This is a genomic window from Klebsiella planticola (assembly GCF_000783935.2).
Lineage (GTDB): Bacteria > Pseudomonadota > Gammaproteobacteria > Enterobacterales > Enterobacteriaceae > Klebsiella > Klebsiella planticola.
Map to the genome: position 1 here is coordinate 1761703 of NZ_CP026047.1, position 21118 is coordinate 1782820.

At 53.0% G+C, this 21118-nt stretch carries 15 protein-coding genes, 1 tRNA gene and 3 rRNA genes; 14 read left to right on the forward strand and 5 right to left on the reverse strand.

The genetic code is table 11. The annotated features are described in order from the left end of the window. The first annotated feature begins 181 nt into the window (after positions 1 to 181). The 6 genes from rbsD (at position 182) to rbsR (ending at position 6034) form a co-directional block, all read left to right on the forward strand. A complete protein-coding gene (gene rbsD, locus MC50_RS08515; protein ID WP_032690150.1) occupies positions 182 to 601 on the forward strand; it encodes a D-ribose pyranase in 420 nt (139 codons plus the stop codon). Between the two features lie 10 nt (positions 602 to 611). After that, on the forward strand, positions 612 to 2117 hold the full coding sequence (gene rbsA / locus MC50_RS08520; protein WP_047663647.1) for a ribose ABC transporter ATP-binding protein RbsA: 1506 nt from the start codon (positions 612 to 614) through the stop codon (positions 2115 to 2117). A 5-nt stretch (positions 2118 to 2122) separates the two neighbouring features. Further along, the gene (gene rbsC, locus MC50_RS08525; protein WP_004869245.1) at positions 2123 to 3088 is read left to right on the forward strand and encodes a ribose ABC transporter permease; all 966 of its coding nucleotides are present in this window, start codon (positions 2123 to 2125) and stop codon (positions 3086 to 3088) included. A 27-nt stretch (positions 3089 to 3115) separates the two neighbouring features. Next, positions 3116 to 4006 (forward strand): ribose ABC transporter substrate-binding protein RbsB, encoded by an 891-nt coding sequence (gene rbsB, locus MC50_RS08530; RefSeq protein ID WP_004869247.1) that lies wholly within the window; start codon positions 3116 to 3118, stop codon positions 4004 to 4006. A 99-nt stretch (positions 4007 to 4105) separates the two neighbouring features. Further along, a complete protein-coding gene (gene rbsK, locus MC50_RS08535; RefSeq protein WP_163921356.1) occupies positions 4106 to 5038 on the forward strand; it encodes a ribokinase in 933 nt (310 codons plus the stop codon). Positions 5039 to 5050: 12 nt separating this feature from the next. After that, positions 5051 to 6034 carry a ribose operon transcriptional repressor RbsR gene (gene rbsR, locus MC50_RS08540; RefSeq protein ID WP_032690147.1) on the forward strand — a complete coding sequence of 328 codons (984 nt, stop codon included), beginning with the start codon at positions 5051 to 5053 and terminating at the stop codon, positions 6032 to 6034. Here the strand turns inward: rbsR and mdtD are convergent. Together mdtD and MC50_RS08550 are read right to left on the reverse strand one after the other, a co-directional pair. Further along, positions 6031 to 7428, reverse strand: coding sequence for a multidrug transporter subunit MdtD (mdtD, locus tag MC50_RS08545; protein WP_047663649.1), 1398 nt, complete (start codon positions 7426 to 7428; stop codon positions 6031 to 6033). The genes rbsR and mdtD overlap by 4 nt on opposite strands. Positions 7429 to 7440: 12 nt before the next feature. Continuing rightward, positions 7441 to 8142, reverse strand: a complete 702-nt coding sequence (locus tag MC50_RS08550) for a FadR/GntR family transcriptional regulator (RefSeq protein ID WP_032690145.1) — start codon at positions 8140 to 8142, stop codon at positions 7441 to 7443. A 476-nt stretch (positions 8143 to 8618) separates the two neighbouring features. On the opposite strand from MC50_RS08550, the gene MC50_RS08555 reads away from it, so the two are divergent. From MC50_RS08555 to rrf, 4 genes are all read left to right on the forward strand, one after another. Next, a 16S ribosomal RNA gene (locus tag MC50_RS08555) occupies positions 8619 to 10158 on the forward strand. A gap of 85 nt (positions 10159 to 10243) precedes the next feature. After that, positions 10244 to 10319, forward strand: a tRNA-Glu gene (locus MC50_RS08560). 218 nt (positions 10320 to 10537) lie between these two features. Then, positions 10538 to 13444: ribosomal RNA gene (locus tag MC50_RS08565) — 23S ribosomal RNA — on the forward strand. A 92-nt stretch (positions 13445 to 13536) separates the two neighbouring features. Then, positions 13537 to 13652: ribosomal RNA gene (gene rrf / locus MC50_RS08570) — 5S ribosomal RNA — on the forward strand. The 16S, 23S and 5S rRNA genes sit together here with 1 tRNA gene alongside, the layout of an rRNA operon. A gap of 127 nt (positions 13653 to 13779) precedes the next feature. On the opposite strand, the gene mobB is transcribed toward rrf, so the two are convergent. Further along, positions 13780 to 14286 (reverse strand): molybdopterin-guanine dinucleotide biosynthesis protein MobB, encoded by a 507-nt coding sequence (gene mobB, locus MC50_RS08575; protein WP_032698473.1) that lies wholly within the window; start codon positions 14284 to 14286, stop codon positions 13780 to 13782. Further along, on the reverse strand, positions 14283 to 14864 hold the full coding sequence (gene mobA / locus MC50_RS08580; protein WP_032690141.1) for a molybdenum cofactor guanylyltransferase MobA: 582 nt from the start codon (positions 14862 to 14864) through the stop codon (positions 14283 to 14285). The genes mobB and mobA overlap by 4 nt, the downstream gene beginning before the upstream one ends. A gap of 71 nt (positions 14865 to 14935) precedes the next feature. On the opposite strand from mobA, the gene MC50_RS08585 reads away from it, so the two are divergent. From MC50_RS08585 to dsbA, 3 genes are all read left to right on the forward strand, one after another. Beyond that, entirely contained in the window at positions 14936 to 15205 is a 270-nt protein-coding gene (locus MC50_RS08585) for a YihD family protein (RefSeq protein WP_004869260.1), read from the forward strand. Between the two features lie 75 nt (positions 15206 to 15280). Then, positions 15281 to 16267, forward strand: a complete 987-nt coding sequence (locus MC50_RS08590; RefSeq protein WP_032698470.1) for a serine/threonine protein kinase — start codon at positions 15281 to 15283, stop codon at positions 16265 to 16267. 27 nt (positions 16268 to 16294) lie between these two features. Beyond that, on the forward strand, positions 16295 to 16918 hold the full coding sequence (dsbA, locus tag MC50_RS08595; protein WP_032690139.1) for a thiol:disulfide interchange protein DsbA: 624 nt from the start codon (positions 16295 to 16297) through the stop codon (positions 16916 to 16918). A 75-nt stretch (positions 16919 to 16993) separates the two neighbouring features. Here the strand turns inward: dsbA and MC50_RS08600 are convergent, their stop codons facing one another. Then, entirely contained in the window at positions 16994 to 17902 is a 909-nt protein-coding gene (locus tag MC50_RS08600; RefSeq protein ID WP_047663657.1) for an acyltransferase, read from the reverse strand. 396 nt (positions 17903 to 18298) lie between these two features. Between MC50_RS08600 and polA the strand changes: the two genes are divergently transcribed. Then, positions 18299 to 21085 carry a DNA polymerase I gene (gene polA / locus MC50_RS08610; RefSeq protein WP_047663658.1) on the forward strand — a complete coding sequence of 929 codons (2787 nt, stop codon included), beginning with the start codon at positions 18299 to 18301 and terminating at the stop codon, positions 21083 to 21085. Positions 21086 to 21118: the final 33 nt, after the last annotated feature.

The following is a 21118-nucleotide window of genomic DNA, read 5'->3' on the forward strand; positions in this document are numbered from 1 at the left end:
CTGAAGCCCTTCCGCGTGAAGGGCTTTTTTTGGTTTTTTGCCCCGCTTCACTTTTCCTTCCCGGCGTTTGCGAAACGTTTCGATGGCGATCACATTTCTCTCTTCTGGTGATGGTTTTTCATGCGTGTATTGACAATACTTGCGACAGCGAAACGTTTCGCTAATGGAGCAAAAGAGAAAAATGAAAAAAGGCACCGTACTTAACGCTGATATTTCTTCGGTTATCTCCCGCCTGGGTCATACCGATACGCTGGTGGTCTGCGATGCCGGTTTACCGGTTCCCCGCAGCAGCACGCGCATCGATATGGCATTAACCCAGGGCGTTCCCTCCTTTATGCAGGTTCTGGAGGTGGTGACGGCGGAAATGCAGGTTGAGGCGGCGATCCTGGCGGAAGAGATAAAGACACACAATCCGCAGCTCCATGCGACGTTGCTCACTCACCTTGAGCTGCTGCAGCAACACCAGGGAAATACCATTGAAATTCGTTACACCAGTCATGAGCAGTTTAAAAAACAAACCGCAGATAGTCAGGCGGTGATTCGCAGCGGGGAGTGTTCCCCGTATGCGAACGTTATTCTCTGTGCCGGCGTGACGTTCTGAGGTCGCCGATATGGAAGCCTTATTGCAATTAAAAGGGATCGATAAAGCGTTCCCTGGCGTTAAGGCGCTCTCCGGCGCCTCGCTCAATGTCTATGCTGGCCGCGTGATGGCGCTGGTCGGCGAAAACGGTGCCGGCAAATCCACCATGATGAAGGTGCTGACCGGTATCTATACCCGCGATGCCGGCTCGCTGTTGTGGCTCGGCAAAGAGGTCACCTTCAACGGACCGAAATCCTCCCAGGAAGCCGGTATCGGCATTATTCACCAGGAACTCAACCTGATCCCACAACTGACGATCGCGGAAAACATTTTCCTCGGTCGTGAGTTCGTCAACCGGTTTGGCAAAATCGACTGGAAAACGATGTATGCCGAAGCCGACAAACTGCTGGCAAAGCTGAATTTACGCTTTAACAGCCAGAAGCTGGTGGGCGATCTGTCGATTGGCGATCAGCAGATGGTTGAAATCGCCAAGGTGCTGAGCTTTGAGTCGAAGGTCATCATTATGGATGAGCCAACGGACGCATTGACCGATACCGAAACGGAATCTCTGTTCCGCGTCATCCGCGAGCTGAAAGCGCAGGGGCGCGGGATTGTTTATATCTCCCACCGTATGAAAGAGATCTTCGAGATTTGCGATGATGTGACGGTCTTTCGCGACGGGCAGTTTATCGCCGAGCGCGAGGTCGCCAGTCTGAATGAAGATCTGCTGATCGAAATGATGGTTGGCCGCAAGCTGGAAGATCAGTATCCGCACCTGGATAAAGCGCCCGGTACGGTTCGTCTGAAGGTGAACAACCTGTGCGGGCCGGGCGTTGAAAATGTGACTTTTTCCCTCCGTCAGGGCGAAATTCTCGGCGTCGCCGGGCTGATGGGGGCCGGGCGAACGGAGTTGATGAAGGTGCTGTACGGCGCGCTGCCGCGCACCAGCGGTTCCGTCACGCTCGACGGCCATGAAGTGGTGACCCGTTCCCCTCAGGATGGTCTGGCAAACGGGATTGTCTATATCTCCGAAGACCGCAAGCGCGATGGCTTAGTGCTCGGTATGTCGGTGAAAGAAAACATGTCGTTAACGGCGCTGCGCTATTTCAGCCATGCTGGTGGCCGCCTGAAGCACAAAGATGAGCAGCAGGCGGTGAGCGATTTTATCCGCCTGTTCAATGTGAAAACGCCGTCGATGGAACAGGCAATAGGCCTGCTCTCCGGTGGTAACCAGCAAAAAGTGGCCATCGCCCGCGGGCTGATGACGCGGCCGAAGGTGCTGATCCTTGATGAACCGACCCGCGGCGTGGACGTTGGTGCGAAGAAAGAGATCTATCAGCTGATCAACCAGTTTAAAGCCGATGGTCTGAGCATCATTCTGGTCTCTTCGGAGATGCCGGAAGTGCTGGGCATGAGCGATCGCATCATGGTGATGCATGAAGGGCATCTCGGCGGTGAGTTCACACGCGAGCAGGCCACCCAGGAAGTATTGATGGCTGCCGCTGTGGGCAAGCTTAACCGTGTGAATCAGGAGTAAAAAAGATGACAACCCAGGCTGTTACTGGTCGCCGCTATTTCACAAAAGCATGGCTGATGGAGCAAAAGTCGTTGATTGCCCTGCTGGTGCTGATAGCGATTGTTTCGACCATGAGCCCCAACTTTTTTACCGTTAATAACCTCTTCAATATCCTGCAGCAGACGTCGGTCAACGCCATTATGGCCGTCGGAATGACGCTGGTCATTCTGACCTCGGGGATCGACCTGTCCGTCGGCTCCCTGCTGGCGCTGACCGGTGCGGTTGCGGCATCGATTGTGGGGCTGGAGGTGAATGCGCTGGTAGCGATTGCCGCAGCGCTTGCTTTAGGCGCGGCAATTGGCGCGGTGACCGGCGTGATTGTGGCGAAAGGGCGTGTTCAGGCCTTTATCGCCACCCTGGTGATGATGCTGCTCCTGCGCGGGGTGACGATGGTGTACACCAACGGCAGTCCGGTGAACACCGGGTTTACCGATAACGCCGACCTGTTTGGCTGGTTTGGTATCGGGCGCCCGTTAGGGGTTCCGACGCCGGTATGGATTATGGCAATCGTCTTTCTGGCGGCCTGGTACATGCTGCACCATACGCGGCTGGGTCGTTATATCTATGCGCTGGGCGGTAACGAGGCGGCGACCCGCTTATCCGGCATCAGCGTCAATAAAGTGAAAATCATCGTCTATTCGTTATGCGGCCTGCTGGCTTCGCTGGCGGGGATTATCGAAGTGGCGCGTCTCTCTTCCGCGCAGCCGACGGCGGGTACCGGTTATGAACTGGATGCTATCGCGGCGGTTGTGCTCGGCGGCACCAGTCTGGCGGGGGGGAAAGGGCGTATTGTCGGTACCTTGATTGGCGCGTTGATCCTTGGCTTCCTGAACAACGGTTTGAATCTATTAGGCGTTTCTTCCTATTACCAGATGATCGTGAAAGCGGTGGTAATTTTGCTGGCGGTGCTGGTAGACAACAAAAAGCAGTAACTCAGAACTCTACAGGACATCTTAACTATGAATATGAAAAAACTGGCGACCCTGGTCTCTGCTGTGGCTCTCAGTGCAACCGTCAGCGCCAACGCGATGGCGAAAGATACTATCGCCCTGGTTATCTCTACCCTGAATAACCCGTTCTTTGTTTCCCTGAAAGAGGGGGCGCAGAAAGAAGCGGACAAACTGGGCTACAACCTTGTCGTACTGGATTCGCAGAACAACCCGGCGAAAGAGCTGGCGAACGTACAGGATTTAACGGTCCGTGGCGCGAAGCTGCTGCTGATTAACCCTACCGATTCTGATGCGGTAGGTAACGCCGTGAAGATGGCTAACCAGGCGAAGATCCCGGTGATTACCCTCGACCGTCAGGCTTCGAAAGGCGATGTCGTCAGCCATATCGCGTCTGATAACGTGCTGGGCGGTAAGATGGCCGGCGACTACATTGCGAAGAAAGCCGGTGAAGGCGCGAAAGTGATTGAACTGCAGGGTATTGCAGGGACTTCCGCGGCTCGTGAACGTGGTGAGGGCTTTAAGCAGGCCGTTGCCGCGCACAAATTCAATGTTCTGGCCAGCCAGCCGGCGGACTTCGACCGTACCAAAGGTCTGAACGTCATGCAGAACCTGCTGACCGCCCATCCTGATGTGAAAGCGGTATTTGCGCAGAACGATGAAATGGCGCTGGGTGCGCTGCGTGCATTACAAACGGCAGGCAAATCCGATGTGATGGTGGTTGGATTTGACGGTACTCCGGATGGCGAAAAAGCCGTAAATAGTGGCAAACTGGCAGCGACCATCGCTCAGTTGCCAGAGCAGATCGGCGTGAAAGGCGTCGAAACTGCTGATAAAGTGCTGAAGGGTGAGAAAGTGGATGCCAGCTATCCGGTTGAGCTGAAGCTGGTCATTAAGCAGTAATATGCGATTCGGGTCGGAAACGGTCCGAGGGACAATATAAAAAAGAAAAGCAGGGCATGCGCCACCGGAATCCGGTGGCGCGCTTTCCCGGGAACAGAAATAATGAAAACCGCAGGCAAACTTGTCGTCCTTGGCAGCATCAATGCCGATCACATTCTTAACCTTGAATCTTTCCCGACGCCGGGCGAAACCGTCACCGGTCATCATTATCAGGTGGCTTTCGGCGGTAAAGGGGCTAACCAGGCCGTCGCCGCCGGGCGAAGCGGCGCGGATATTGCGTTTATTGCCTGTACCGGCGATGACGATATCGGCGAACGCGTTCGTCACCAGCTCCAGAGCGATGGTATCGATGTTGCGCCGGTGCGGGCAGTCAAAGATCAATCGACCGGCGTGGCGCTGATTTTTGTTAACGCCGAAGGTGAGAATGTCATCGGTATTCATGCCGGAGCTAACGCCGCGCTCTCTGTCGAGCAGGTTGAGGCGGAAAAAGCGCGTATTGCGGGTGCTCAGGCGCTGCTGATGCAGCTGGAGTCACCGCTGGAAAGCGTGCTGGCGGCAGCAAAAATCGCGCATCAGCATCAAACCACCGTGGTGCTTAACCCGGCACCGGCGCGTGAGTTGTCAGATGAACTGCTCGCGCTGGTGGATATCATTACGCCTAACGAAACCGAAGCCGAGAAGCTGACCGGCATCCGCGTGGAAAACGATGACGATGCGGCTAACGCGGCCCGTGTGCTGCATGACAAAGGCATTGGTATCGTGATGATTACGCTTGGCAGCCGGGGCGTATGGGTCAGCCATGAAGGTCAAGGCCGTCGGGTTCCCGGTTTTAAAGTTCAGGCCATCGATACCATTGCCGCTGGTGATACCTTTAATGGCGCTTTTGTGACGGCCTTACTGGAAGGAATCGCGCTGGACGAAGCGATCCGTTTTGCCCATGCCGCGGCGGCGATTGCCGTTACCCGTAAAGGCGCACAGCCTTCCGTACCATGGCGCGAAGAAATCGACGAGTTTTTACGTCAACAGGGGTAACGTTTGGCTACCATGAAGGATGTAGCCCGCGAGGCGGGCGTTTCCACTTCAACAGTTTCTCACGTCATTAATAAAGATCGCTTCGTCAGCGAGGCGATTACCGCCAAAGTTGATGCGGCGATTAAAAACCTTAACTATGCGCCGTCTGCCCTGGCGCGTAGCCTCAAATTAAACCAGACCCGGACCATTGGCATGCTGATCACCGCCAGTACCAATCCGTTTTATTCGGAACTGGTGCGCGGCGTGGAGCGCAGCTGTTTTGAGCGAGGCTATAGTCTGGTGCTGTGTAATACCGAAGGCGATGAGCAGCGCATGAACCGCAATCTTGAGACGCTGATGCAAAAACGCGTCGATGGTCTGCTGCTGCTGTGTACCGAAACGCATCAGCCTTCACCGGAAATTATGCAGCGCTACCCGTCAGTCCCTACGGTGATGATGGACTGGGCGCCGTTCGACGGCGATAGCGATCTGATTCAGGACAACTCGCTGCTGGGCGGCGATATGGCAACCCAGTATCTGATTGATAAAGGATATACCCGCGTGGCCTGTATTGCAGGGCCGCTGGATAAAACGCCGTCGCGCCTGCGCCTGGAGGGGTATCACGCGGCGATGGCGCGCGCCGGGCTTCCGGTGATGGACGGTTATGTCATTACCAGTGATTTCGAATTTGGCGGCGGATTTAGCGCCATGCAAAAGCTGCTCGCCTTACCCGAGCGGCCGCAGGCGGTCTTCGTCGGCAACGACGCGATGGCCGTTGGGGCATATCAATCGCTGTATCAGGCCGGGTTACGAATTCCGCAGGATATGGCGCTGGTGGGGTATGACGATATCGAACTGGCGCGCTATATGACGCCACCACTGACTACTATCCATCAGCCGAAAGATGAACTGGGCGAACTGGCCATCGACGTGCTGATTCATCGCATGGCCGATCCGGGTCAGAAGCAGCAACGCGTTCAGCTCACCCCGGAGCTGGTCGTTCGCGGCTCCGTTTAACGCTTATGCCGCTCTTTAATCAGGTTGCGGCCGTCTTTCGCTCTTAACAGCATAAATGTCAGCGCCGAAACCACGGTAATCGCCCCCATCGTAATAAAGGTGTAGTGGAACTGCTCAACGGTACTGGCGCTGTCGAACCCTTCATAAAAACGTAGCACTGCGGCACTAATGGCGACCCCGAGGCTAATGGATAGCTGTTGCGTCACGGCCAGCAGGCTATTGCCGCTGCTGGCGTTATCATCGGTCAAATCGGCCAGCGTGATGGTATTCATCGATGTGAACTGGGTGGACATCGCCATCCCCAGCACAAACAGCGGTAGCAAGAGCATCCAGACAGGCATTGCCGGAGACTGGAAGGAGAACTGGGCAATCATCAGTCCGATAAAAATGGTGATGCCGACCAGGGTTTTCCGATAGCCGAGCCAGCGTAAAATCTGAGTCACGGTTGATTTCGCGATAATCGAGCCGATTGCGGTGGGAGCTATCATGCAGCCTGCGACGATCGCTGGATAGCCAAAACCGACCTGCAACATCAAGGGCATCAGAAACGGCACACAGCCGGTGCCCAGACGGGTGGCCAGATTACCGGCAATACCGACCGAAAAGGTGCGCGTCTTAAATAAAGAAAGCGAGATCAGCGGAGTCGGGTGGCGACGCGCGTGGCGGATATAGGCCAGCAGCAGTATAACGCTAAAGGCAATGACCGAAAGAGCTATCCAGGTTGCGACGATTTTCTCGCCAAACAGTTCGATGCCGCTGGAAAACAGTACCAGGCTCAATCCAAACAACAGAAAACCGCTGGTATCGAAACGGCGGCGCGGCGTGGTGAAATCCGGCATATATTTGCGCGCGTACAGTATCCCGATAATGCCGATAGGAATATTAATGAGGAAAATCCAGTGCCAGCTGGCCCAGGTGACCAGCACGCCGCCGAGCACCGGCCCAAGAATCGGGCCAACAAGTCCGGGCATAGTGACGAAGTTCAGTACGGGGAGTAGTTCGCTGCGCGGGTAGGCTCTTAATAATGCCAGACGCGCCACCGGCATCATCATGGCGCCGCCTATCCCCTGAATTACGCGAAAGATAACCAGCTCCATTAATGAACTAGAGAGGGCGCAGGCCAGTGAACCGAGCGTAAACAGGCCGACGGCAATGATAAACACCTTACGGGTGCCGAAGCGGTCAGCTAACCAGCCGCTGACCGGGATAAGCATAGCGACCGTTAATGTGTAGCTGATAATGGCAGACTGCATGGCCAGCGGTGAACGGTTTAGGCTATGCGCAATGGCGGGAAGGGCGGTGTTGAGAATCGTGGCATCCAGCGCCTGCATAAAAAAAGCCATGGCTGCAATCCACGGCAGTCCGGCCATACTGCGCCCTTTTTTTTCACTCATGCGGAACCCTTGTTACTTGCCTGAATGGTTTGGTGCGTTCAATAACGTCTGGCAGGCGTTAAGCGCTCGCGGGCCATCGCTATCCTGGATAGCGTCGACAATGGCCTGGTGGAGATCCAGCTTTACCACTTCGTTCTGAGTAATCGAAGTGAAGTAGGTGTGGTAGACCGAATGAAACAGAGAAGCGAAAGCGATCAGGAACGGATTTCCGCTCATTTCATAGATGTGCTCATGCCAGGCCATATCGACTTCTATCCAGCGTTCGCGCAGAAAGCGTTTTTTTAACTGGCCCATCTCTTCCATTAAGGTATTGAGCTGGGCCTTTTGTTCTGCGTTGCCAAAGGTGGCCGCCAGAAAACAGGCCTGAGGCTCAAGGCTGCTGCGCATAACCAGGAAATGGCTCACCACCTCTTCAAAGTTATCTTCCGTTAACCACCATGAGAGCAGCTCCTTGTCGAGGAAGTTCCAGCTACTGCGTGGCATGACTCGGGTACCGATACGCGGGCGCGGCAACAGCATCCCTTTGGCGGTAAGCGTCTTAACCGCTTCGCGTACCGCGGTGCGACTCACGCCAAACTGTTCGCCCAATTCCATTTCGCCAGGAAGAATACTTTCCGGCGGGTATTCGCCGGTCAGGATTTTTTGAGCCAGTTTCTCTGCTAATACCCAGGAGATGTTCTTTTGTGCCGCCAGTTGCTGTGCGCTTAAAGACATATATGCCGTTCCTTTCTCTTTTTATCTGTATCAGTATGCCATCTGGTGGACTATTTCGTTGGTTAAAACAGCAAAACGCTGGTTTTTTGCCACGTTACGAGCTGGTTTGGTGAAAAAAGAGACGGTTGAAAAGTTTTTTTAAAACAGGGCTTGTCAACGTCTCAGAACTCCCTATAATGCGCCTCCACTGACACGGAACAACGGCACGCAAGCCGCCGGGTCAGCGGGGTTCAGAGATGAACGCCAACAGAGAAAAGCGAAATAAACGCTTGACTCTGAATGAGGAAAACGTATTATACGGGACCTCGCGACAGAGCGCTCAGCGCCGTCGCACTGCTCTTTAACAATTTATCAGACAATCTGTGTGGGCACTCAAAGTGACATGGATTCTTAACGTCCTCGGACGAAAAATGAATACCAAGTCTCTGAGTGAACACGTAATTCATTACGAAGTTTAATTCACGAGCATCAAACTTAAATTGAAGAGTTTGATCATGGCTCAGATTGAACGCTGGCGGCAGGCCTAACACATGCAAGTCGAGCGGTAGCACAGAGAGCTTGCTCTCGGGTGACGAGCGGCGGACGGGTGAGTAATGTCTGGGAAACTGCCTGATGGAGGGGGATAACTACTGGAAACGGTAGCTAATACCGCATAACGTCGCAAGACCAAAGTGGGGGACCTTCGGGCCTCATGCCATCAGATGTGCCCAGATGGGATTAGCTAGTAGGTGGGGTAATGGCTCACCTAGGCGACGATCCCTAGCTGGTCTGAGAGGATGACCAGCCACACTGGAACTGAGACACGGTCCAGACTCCTACGGGAGGCAGCAGTGGGGAATATTGCACAATGGGCGCAAGCCTGATGCAGCCATGCCGCGTGTATGAAGAAGGCCTTCGGGTTGTAAAGTACTTTCAGCGAGGAGGAAGGCATTAAGGTTAATAACCTTAGTGATTGACGTTACTCGCAGAAGAAGCACCGGCTAACTCCGTGCCAGCAGCCGCGGTAATACGGAGGGTGCAAGCGTTAATCGGAATTACTGGGCGTAAAGCGCACGCAGGCGGTTTGTTAAGTCAGATGTGAAATCCCCGGGCTCAACCTGGGAACTGCATTTGAAACTGGCAAGCTTGAGTCTTGTAGAGGGGGGTAGAATTCCAGGTGTAGCGGTGAAATGCGTAGAGATCTGGAGGAATACCGGTGGCGAAGGCGGCCCCCTGGACAAAGACTGACGCTCAGGTGCGAAAGCGTGGGGAGCAAACAGGATTAGATACCCTGGTAGTCCACGCTGTAAACGATGTCGACTTGGAGGTTGTTCCCTTGAGGAGTGGCTTCCGGAGCTAACGCGTTAAGTCGACCGCCTGGGGAGTACGGCCGCAAGGTTAAAACTCAAATGAATTGACGGGGGCCCGCACAAGCGGTGGAGCATGTGGTTTAATTCGATGCAACGCGAAGAACCTTACCTACTCTTGACATCCAGAGAACTTAGCAGAGATGCTTTGGTGCCTTCGGGAACTCTGAGACAGGTGCTGCATGGCTGTCGTCAGCTCGTGTTGTGAAATGTTGGGTTAAGTCCCGCAACGAGCGCAACCCTTATCCTTTGTTGCCAGCGGTCCGGCCGGGAACTCAAAGGAGACTGCCAGTGATAAACTGGAGGAAGGTGGGGATGACGTCAAGTCATCATGGCCCTTACGAGTAGGGCTACACACGTGCTACAATGGCATATACAAAGAGAAGCGACCTCGCGAGAGCAAGCGGACCTCATAAAGTATGTCGTAGTCCGGATTGGAGTCTGCAACTCGACTCCATGAAGTCGGAATCGCTAGTAATCGTAGATCAGAATGCTACGGTGAATACGTTCCCGGGCCTTGTACACACCGCCCGTCACACCATGGGAGTGGGTTGCAAAAGAAGTAGGTAGCTTAACCTTCGGGAGGGCGCTTACCACTTTGTGATTCATGACTGGGGTGAAGTCGTAACAAGGTAACCGTAGGGGAACCTGCGGTTGGATCACCTCCTTACCTGAAAGAACCTGCCTTTGTAGTGTCCACACAGATTGTCTGATGAAAAGTAAATAGCAAGGCGTCTTGCGATTGAGACTTCAGTGTCCCCTTCGTCTAGAGGCCCAGGACACCGCCCTTTCACGGCGGTAACAGGGGTTCGAATCCCCTAGGGGACGCCACTTGCTGGTTCGTGAGTGAAAGTCACCGGCCTTAATATCTCAAAACTGATTCTCAGGAATCACGTTTGAGATATTTGCTCTTTAAAAATCTGGATCAAGCTGAAAATTGAAACGACACACTGTTTCCTTTCTCCGTAATAAGAGAGGAAAAATGGTGTGTTCGAGTCTCTCAAATTTTCGCAATGCGGACTGTTTTACGAAACAGTTTCGGGTTGTGAGGTTAAGCGACTAAGCGTACACGGTGGATGCCCTGGCAGTCAGAGGCGATGAAGGACGTGCTAATCTGCGATAAGCGTCGGTAAGGTGATATGAACCGTTATAACCGGCGATTTCCGAATGGGGAAACCCAGTGTGATTCGTCACACTATCGTTAAGTGAATACATAGCTTAACGAAGCGAACCGGGGGAACTGAAACATCTAAGTACCCCGAGGAAAAGAAATCAACCGAGATTCCCCCAGTAGCGGCGAGCGAACGGGGAGGAGCCCAGAGTCTGAATCAGCGCGTGTGTTAGTGGAACGGTCTGGAAAGTCCGGCGGTACAGGGTGATAGCCCCGTACACTAAAATGCACACGTTGTGAACTCGAAGAGTAGGGCGGGACACGTGGTATCCTGTCTGAATATGGGGGGACCATCCTCCAAGGCTAAATACTCCTGACTGACCGATAGTGAACCAGTACCGTGAGGGAAAGGCGAAAAGAACCCCGGCGAGGGGAGTGAAAAAGAACCTGAAACCGTGTACGTACAAGCAGTGGGAGCCTACTTGTTAGGTGACTGCGTACCTTTTGTATAATGGGTCAGCGACTTATATTCTGTAGCAAGGTTAACCGTATAGGGGAGCCGCAGGGAAACCGAGTCTTAACTGGGCGTTAAGTTGCAGGGTATAGACCCGAAACCCGGTGATCTAGCCATGGGCAGGTTGAAGGTTGGGTAACACTAACTGGAGGACCGAACCGACTAATGTTGAAAAATTAGCGGATGACTTGTGGCTGGGGGTGAAAGGCCAATCAAACCGGGAGATAGCTGGTTCTCCCCGAAAGCTATTTAGGTAGCGCCTCGTGAACTCATCTTCGGGGGTAGAGCACTGTTTCGGCTAGGGGGTCATCCCGACTTACCAACCCGATGCAAACTACGAATACCGAAGAATGTTATCACGGGAGACACACGGCGGGTGCTAACGTCCGTCGTGAAGAGGGAAACAACCCAGACCGCCAGCTAAGGTCCCAAAGTCATGGTTAAGTGGGAAACGATGTGGGAAGGCACAGACAGCCAGGATGTTGGCTTAGAAGCAGCCATCATTTAAAGAAAGCGTAATAGCTCACTGGTCGAGTCGGCCTGCGCGGAAGATGTAACGGGGCTAAACCATGCACCGAAGCTGCGGCAGCGACGCTTATGCGTTGTTGGGTAGGGGAGCGTTCTGTAAGCCGTTGAAGGTGGCCTGTGAGGGTTGCTGGAGGTATCAGAAGTGCGAATGCTGACATAAGTAACGATAAAGCGGGTGAAAAGCCCGCTCGCCGGAAGACCAAGGGTTCCTGTCCAACGTTAATCGGGGCAGGGTGAGTCGACCCCTAAGGCGAGGCCGAAAGGCGTAGTCGATGGGAAACAGGTTAATATTCCTGTACTCGGTGTTACTGCGAAGGGGGGACGGAGAAGGCTATGTTAGCCGGGCGACGGTTGTCCCGGTTTAAGCATGTAGGCGGGAAGTTTAGGTAAATCCGGACTTCTTTTAACGCTGAGGTGTGATGACGAGGCACTACGGTGCTGAAGTAACAAATGCCCTGCTTCCAGGAAAAGCCTCTAAGCATCAGGTAACAACGAATCGTACCCCAAACCGACACAGGTGGTCAGGTAGAGAATACCAAGGCGCTTGAGAGAACTCGGGTGAAGGAACTAGGCAAAATGGTGCCGTAACTTCGGGAGAAGGCACGCTGATGGTAGGTGAAGTGACTTGCTCATGGAGCTGAAATCAGTCGAAGATACCAGCTGGCTGCAACTGTTTATTAAAAACACAGCACTGTGCAAACACGAAAGTGGACGTATACGGTGTGACGCCTGCCCGGTGCCGGAAGGTTAATTGATGGGGTTATCCGTAAGGAGAAGCTCTTGATCGAAGCCCCGGTAAACGGCGGCCGTAACTATAACGGTCCTAAGGTAGCGAAATTCCTTGTCGGGTAAGTTCCGACCTGCACGAATGGCGTAATGATGGCCAGGCTGTCTCCACCCGAGACTCAGTGAAATTGAACTCGCTGTGAAGATGCAGTGTACCCGCGGCAAGACGGAAAGACCCCGTGAACCTTTACTATAGCTTGACACTGAACATTGAGCCTTGATGTGTAGGATAGGTGGGAGGCTTTGAAGTGTGGACGCCAGTCTGCATGGAGCCAACCTTGAAATACCACCCTTTAATGTTTGATGTTCTAACGTAGACCCGTGATCCGGGTTGCGGACAGTGTCTGGTGGGTAGTTTGACTGGGGCGGTCTCCTCCCAAAGAGTAACGGAGGAGCACGAAGGTTAGCTAATCCTGGTCGGACATCAGGAGGTTAGTGCAATGGCATAAGCTAGCTTGACTGCGAGCGTGACGGCGCGAGCAGGTGCGAAAGCAGGTCATAGTGATCCGGTGGTTCTGAATGGAAGGGCCATCGCTCAACGGATAAAAGGTACTCCGGGGATAACAGGCTGATACCGCCCAAGAGTTCATATCGACGGCGGTGTTTGGCACCTCGATGTCGGCTCATCACATCCTGGGGCTGAAGTAGGTCCCAAGGGTATGGCTGTTCGCCATTTAAAGTGGTACGCGAGCTGGGTTTAGAACGTCGTGAGACAGTTCGGTCCCTATCTGCCGTGGGCGCTGGAGAATTGAGGGGGGCTGCTCCTAGTACGAGAGGACCGGAGTGGACGCATCACTGGTGTTCGGGTTGTCATGCCAATGGCATTGCCCGGTAGCTAAACGCGGAAAAGATAAGTGCTGAAAGCATCTAAGCACGAAACTTGCCCCGAGATGAGTTCTCCCTGACTCCTTGAGAGTCCTGAAGGAACGTTGAAGACGACGACGTTGATAGGTCGGGTGTGTAAGCGTAGCGATACGTTGAGCTAACCGATACTAATGAACCGTGAGGCTTAACCTTACAACGCCGAAGCTGTTTTGGCGAAGAGAGAAGATTTTCAGCCTGATACAGATTAATCACTGCGCAGGAATGCGGGGTGATAACAGAATTTGCCTGGCGGCGATAGCGCGGTGGTCCCACCTGACCCCATGCCGAACTCAGAAGTGAAACGCCGTAGCGCCGATGGTAGTGTGGGGTCTCCCCATGTGAGAGTAGGGAACTGCCAGGCATCAAATCAGTAAAAAGCCCATCCTGACGGATGGGCTTTTTGCGTTTTTGTCGTTGCTATGTTTAATCTCGCAGGAATAACGCAAACGGGCGTAATCTTACGCCCATTGCTGAAATACTCACTGCCATTAAGCTTCTGCCAACCATCGTAGAATAAACGCCGCGATCTGCGGAATATCGTTTAAATCTAACTGTGGGAGTGATGTCTCTAATGGGGTGTCGCTGACCACCGCAATCACATGCTCGTCCAGGACGAGTTCCTCGATACGATGTCCACCCTGTTGCCGAAAAAGCAGGAGCTTTGCCACCGGCTCATGCTTAAACCCTTCAACCAGAACTAAATCCAGCTTTGATGCATCCATCCTGCTAACCAGCCAGGCCAAATCCACCTCTTCTTGATCCGGCGTTTCCGTCATTAGCGCCCAGCGTTGTGAACTGGCGACAATCGTTTGAGCTGCCCCGGCTTTACGCAATTCATAGCTGTCTTTACCCGGCCGATCGACATCCATATTGTGATGGGTATGCTTGATCAAACCTGGACGCAGGCCAGCAGCGCACAATGCGGGGATTAATTTCTTTAACAGCGTTGTTTTACCGGTACCACTCCAGGCTGAAATGGCGAGAACGGGGATCATGATTGCTCCTGTATGCGCTGCAAGTCATCAAGGGTATTGACGTTAATAAATGCCGAGCGGACATCGCTGAAATCAACGCGATGTCCGCCGCTGTCGCGCATAAAAGCCATCACGCGTCGTTCTCCTGCAGCAAGATATGCCGCCAGATCGGGCATTAAACATCGATGCATCAGGGTAATAGCGGGATGATCGCGTTCGCCATCGTAAACCCAGACTACGGGGGCGGTCTTTTTCTGCTGTATAAAGCGCTCAGCCAGGAATGGGGGGATAAAGGGAGTATCGCAGGGACAGAAGAGAAACCATTCGCTCTGTGTCTGCTGCATCACGGATAGCATACCGGCTAATGGCCCCGGGAAGTCAGCGAGACTGTCGGAATACACCGGATACCCGCTTTCATACCAGCGTTCCAGATTACGGTTGGCGCTGATAGCCAGGTTGGCCACCTGAGGAGACAGCGCATCTGCAACATGGCGCCATAATGGCTTACCATCGAGTAGCTGCAATCCCTTATCCGCTCCTTCCATCCGCGTGGCCCTTCCGCCTGCTAATACAACGCCGGTTATGACCTCGCCTTGCATATCAATATCGCCTCTTTCATTGTGGGATTGACCCTGTTAAGTTGTCGCTATCAAGAGTAAGGAGCATGACCATGAAATGTAAACGTCTGAATGAAGTAATTGAACTCCTCCAGCCAGCCTGGCAGAAAGAGCCGGAGCTGAACCTGATGCAATTTTTGCAGAAACTCGCAAAAGAAGCCGGTTACGACGGTGAGCTGGTCGATCTTTCCGACGATATCCTGATTTATCATCTGAAAATGCGTGATTCAGCAAAAGAAGCTGTTATTCCTGGTATTCAGAAGGATTACGAAGAGGATTTCAAAACGGCCTTATTGCGCGCACGCGGCGTGATTAAAGAGTAAAAGGTTGTAAGTGCTGCCGCGGAACGAGTTATGAGATGATATCCTGAACTATTCCTAAGATTATCGGATGTCAGGATGCACGATAAGGCTTTTAATTTTCAGACGCTAAACCCGGATACCATCATCGATGGGCTATTCGATCTGGGGATGCGAGTGGACTCCGGGCTCACTCCGCTTAACAGCTATGAAAACCGCGTTTACCAGTTTCAGGACGAAGACCGCCATCGCTATGTGGTGAAGTTCTATCGTCCTGAACGTTGGTCTGCCGAACAGATCCTCGAAGAACACCAGTTTACCCTCCAGCTCAAGCAGGATGATGTTCCTGTTGCTGCGCCATTATTTTTCAATGACAGCACCCTTCATCAGCATCAGGGCTTCTTTTTTGCCGTGTTCCCCAGCTTAGGTGGGCGCCAGTTTGAATCTGATAACCTCGATCAAATGGAGTCCGTCGGCCGTTATCTGGGGCGCTTGCACCAGACCGGGCGTAAAGCGCGTTTTGTCGCGCGCCCTGAGATAGGAGTGAATGAGTATTTGCTCGCGCCGCGAGACGTTTTTGAACACTCAACGCTGATCCCCTCAGGTCTGAAGAAGGACTTCCTCTGCGCCGCAGATAAGCTGATTGCTGCCGTTATCGCTCAATGGCACGGCAACGCGGACATTCTGCGTCTGCACGGCGATTGTCATGCCGGTAATATTCTCTGGCGCGATGGTCCGCTTTTTGTCGATTTAGATGATGCCCGCAACGGTCCGGCCATCCAGGATCTCTGGATGCTGTTGAACGGTGATAAAGCCGAGCAGCGTATGCAGCTGGAGATGATCGTTGAAGCTTATGAAGAATTCAGTCCGTTCAATTCGGACGAAATCGCCCTTATCGAACCTTTACGCGCCATGCGGTTAGTTTATTATCTGGCATGGTTGCTCAGGCGCTGGGACGATCCTGCTTTCCCTATTAATTTCCCCTGGCTTACCGGGGAAGATTACTGGCGGGGGCAGACAGCAACTTTTCTTGAGCAGGTGAAGGTTCTGCAAGAACCCCCTCTTCAGTTAACGCCAATGTATTAATCAGATATTTCCAGGAGAGACGTAAACATGAAAAAAATTTGGCTGGCGCTGGCTGGTATGATTCTGGCTTTTAGTGCTTCTGCTGCCCAGATCACCGACGGTAAGCAGTACATCACCCTTGATAAGCCCGTAGCCGGCGCGCCTCAGGTTCTTGAGTTCTTCTCGTTCTACTGCCCGCACTGCTATCAGTTTGAAGAAGTGCTGCACGTTTCTGATAACGTGAAGAAAAAGCTGCCGGAAGGCGTCAAAATGACCAAGTACCACGTTGAATTCCTCGGGCCTTTGGGTAAAGACTTAACCCAGGCATGGGCCGTAGCGATGGCGCTGGGCGTTGAAGATAAGATCACTGTGCCGATGTTTGAAGCGGTACAGAAAACCCAGACCGTGCAGACCGTGGCTGATATTCGTAAAGTCTTCGTTGATGCTGGCGTGAAAGGTGAAGACTACGATGCGGCATGGAACAGCTTTGTCGTGAAATCCCTGGTTGCTCAGCAGGAAAAAGCGGCCGCTGACTTCCAGCTGCAGGGCGTACCGGCAATGTACGTCGACGGCAAATATCAGCTGAACCCGCAGGGGATGGATACCAGCAATATGGACGCCTTTGTCGCCCAGTATGCGGATACCGTTAAGCAGCTGGTTGAGAAGAAGTAAAAAAAAAGCCGGTCACTGACCGGCTTTTTTAATATCCCTGTTAAACCCCCTGTCGAGGTGGCATCATTATCAGGTTCAACGCTCCTCGCGTCCTTTTGTCCGCATGATTTCCGTCAGCTGACGATCTTTCTCTTCCCACAGTTCATTCAACCAACGCTGGAAACGGCGCTTAAAGTTTTTGTCATTCACGTAGTCGCCGTGCAGATCTTCCGCCACGGGAACGAGATTAACGCGAACCACAATACGCGTCAGCCGGCCGCTTAACATATTGTAAAATGGCCTCTGGTTGTTCTCCGGATAGCAAAGCGTGACGTTCAACAGCTTATCGAACTGAGCACCGAGCACGTTCAACGCCATCGCGATACCAGCGGCCTTCGGTGGTAATAAATTGCGATAAGGTGAACGGGTTTGCCGCTGCTTGTCTTCGGTAAAACGTGAACCCTCTACAAAATTGACGATGGTCGTCGGATGTGAGCGAAATTTCTCGCAGGAGCGGCGAGTGGTTTCAACATCTTTACCGCGACGCTCAGGATGGCGAATTAAATAACCTCGCGAGTAGCGACGCATAAAGGGCATATCCAGCGCCCAGCAGGCAAGCCCGATAAAAGGCACCCACGCCAGCTGTTGCTTAAGGAAGTACTTATTCATAGGGATATGCTTGCGGAACAACACGCAGAGCACCACGATATCCGCCCAGCTGTGATGATTACTGATAAGCAGATACCAGTTTTTCTTATTCAGCCCTTCAAGACCTTGCACGTCCCACGTCAGTCTGGGATTCAGGTAGAGCAGCAGTGCCAACCCTTCGCACCAGCAATACATCATGAAATTGCAGAAACGGGAAATCGCACGCCATACCGCAGGGATGGGTACAAGAAGTTTAATCAGCCCGGCGATGATTATCGGTACGGAACAGATAATGGTGACTAAGATGGTAAGGGCGATACTCAGCGGAAGTGTTATTGCAGCGAGTAATCTCGACATAGTTAGTTTATTCAGAAAGTTAGGCTGATAAAGAGCGCAGTTAAACCGTGCAAGAGGCTGATTTTACCAGAAAACGCAGCAAATGACGGGTCTTACCAGAACAGAAAAAAAGGCGGATCTTATATCCACATGGAACATTGAGTCATTAGAAAGGTATTAAAAGCAAGGATCAATAATTAACTTTATGATAAATAAACTTAAATTATGTTTTTCGTTATTTTATTTCAGAGCAGACAGCTATCCTTATAAAACTATGCACAAAGTTATCCACAGATATTGCCGCCGCACGATCGACCGGATCAACGAATCTTTTTGGTGAAATGCGGGAAAAATTCAGGTTTTCAGGCCTGTCTGTGGCATCCTTTACCCATAATCTGATAAACAGGCACGGAAATTATGGTTCAGATCCCAGAAAACCCACTTATCCTCGTTGACGGCTCCTCTTACCTCTACCGGGCGTATCACGCTTTCCCGCCGCTGACTAACAGCTCCGGAGAACCGACAGGCGCTATGTATGGCGTGCTGAATATGCTGCGAAGCCTGATCCTCCAGTATCAACCCACGCATGCCGTGGTGGTATTTGATGCCAAAGGGAAAACTTTCCGTGACGAACTGTTTGAGCATTACAAATCCCATCGTCCGCCGATGCCGGACGATCTGCGGGCGCAGATCGAACCGCTGCATACCATGGTGAAGGCGATGGGGCTGCCGCTGATGGCTGTGCCTGGCGTCGAAGCGGACGATGTGATCGGAACTCTGGCGCGCGAAGCAGAAAAAGCGGGCCGTCCGGTGCTCATCAGTACCGGTGATAAAGATATGGCGCAGTTGGTCACGCCGGGAATTACCCTGATTAATACCATGACCAATACCATTCTTGGCCCGGAAGAAGTGGTGACGAAGTACGGCGTTCCGCCAGAGCTGATTATTGACTTCCTGGCGTTGATGGGCGACTCCTCCGATAACATTCCCGGCGTACCCGGCGTGGGCGAGAAAACGGCTCAGGCGCTGCTGCAGGGGTTGGGAGGGCTGGATACGTTGTACGCTGAGCCAGAAAAAATTGCCGGTTTGACCTTCCGTGGTGCCAAAACGATGGCGGCGAAGCTGGAACAGAATAAAGAGGTGGCCTACCTCTCGTATCAGCTGGCCACGATTAAAACCGACGTCGAGCTGGATCTGAGCTGTGAAGAGCTGCACGTGCTGCCGCCGGCGGCGGATGATCTGTTGGCTCTGTTCAAAAAATATGAATTTAAGCGCTGGATCACCGATGTTGAATCCGGCAAATGGATGCAGTCAAAAGGCGTTAAGCCAGCCGTAAAACCGACAGAAGCGGTGGCAGTAGCGGAAGAAGAAGCCGAGGTGGTGGCGACGCTGTCTGCGGAAAACTACGTCACTATTCTTGATGAGCAGACGCTGATCGAATGGATCGACAAGCTGAAACAAGCGCCGCTGTTTGCGTTTGATACGGAAACGGACAGCCTGGATAATATTTCTGCCAATATGGTGGGGCTGTCGTTTGCCATCGAGCCCGGCGTTGCCGCCTATGTACCGGTTGCGCATGATTATCTCGATGCACCGGATCAGATCTCCCGAGAACGCGTACTGACGTTGCTGAAACCCCTGCTGGAAGACGAGAATCTGCTGAAGGTCGGGCAAAACCTGAAATATGACCGCGGAATTCTGGCGAACTATGACATTGAGTTACGCGGTATCGCTTTTGACACCATGCTGGAATCCTACATTCTTGATAGCGTGGCGGGCCGTCATGATATGGACAGCCTTGCCGACCGCTGGCTGAAGCATAAAACGATTAGCTTTGAAGAGATTGCGGGTAAAGGTAAAAATCAGCTCACCTTTAACCAGATCGCGCTGGAAGAAGCCGGCCGCTACGCGGCGGAAGATGCCGATGTCACCCTGCAGCTGCACCTGAAGATGTGGCCGAAGCTGCAGCAGCATGAAGGTCCGCTGAATATTTTTAAAAATATTGAGATGCCGCTGGTACCGGTGCTCTCCCGCGTAGAACGTAACGGGGTCAACATTGATCCGGCCGTACTGCATGCCCATTCACAGGAGATTGCCAAACGCCTGATCGAGCTGGAGCAGAAAGCCTACGAGATCGCGGGTGAAGAGTTCAATCTCTCTTCACCCAAGCAGCTTCAAACTATTTTGTTTGAAAAACAAGGTATTAAACCACTGAAGAAAACACCGGGCGGCGCGCCTTCAACTTCCGAGGAAGTGCTCGAAGAACTGGCGCTGGATTATCCGTTACCGAAAGTTATTCTGGAATATCGCGGACTGGCGAAGCTGAAGTCGACATATACCGACAAGCTGCCGCTGATGATTAACCCTAAAACCGGCCGCGTGCATACCTCTTATCATCAGGCGGTAACGGCGACGGGGCGTCTCTCCTCCACCGATCCTAACCTGCAGAACATTCCGGTGCGTAACGAAGAGGGGCGTCGTATTCGTCAGGCATTTATCGCGCCGCCGGATTACCTCATCGTCTCTGCCGACTATTCACAAATTGAGTTGCGCATTATGGCGCATCTGTCGCGTGACAAAGGCCTGCTGACCGCCTTTGCGGAAGGTAAAGATATCCACCGCGCAACGGCGGCAGAGGTCTTTGGCCTGCCGCTGGAGAGCGTAAGCAGCGAGCAGCGTCGAAGTGCCAAGGCGATTAACTTTGGTCTGATTTATGGCATGAGCGCATTTGGCCTTGCCCGGCAGCTCAATATTCCGCGTAAAGAGGCGCAGAAATATATGGACCTCTATTTTGAGCGCTATCCTGGCGTCCTCGATTACATGGAGCGTACCCGGGCACAGGCAAAAGAGCAGGGCTATGTCGAAACCCTGGATGGCCGTCGCCTCTACCTTCCGGACATCAAATCCAGCAACGGCGCCCGTCGTGCCGGCGCCGAACGTGCGGCGATCAACGCCCCGATGCAGGGGACGGCGGCTGACATTATCAAGCGCGCGATGATCGCCGTTGATGAATGGCTGCTGACCGAGAAGCCGCGGGTGCGGATGATCATGCAGGTGCACGATGAACTGGTCTTTGAAGTGCACAAAGATGACCTTGATGCCGTGGCGAAAAAGGTGCACGAACTGATGGAAAATAGCACCACGCTGGCGGTACCGCTGCTGGTGGAAGTGGGAAGCGGAGAAAACTGGGATCAAGCGCACTAAGTATTCAGTGGATAAGGTGATTTCCTGTAAGTA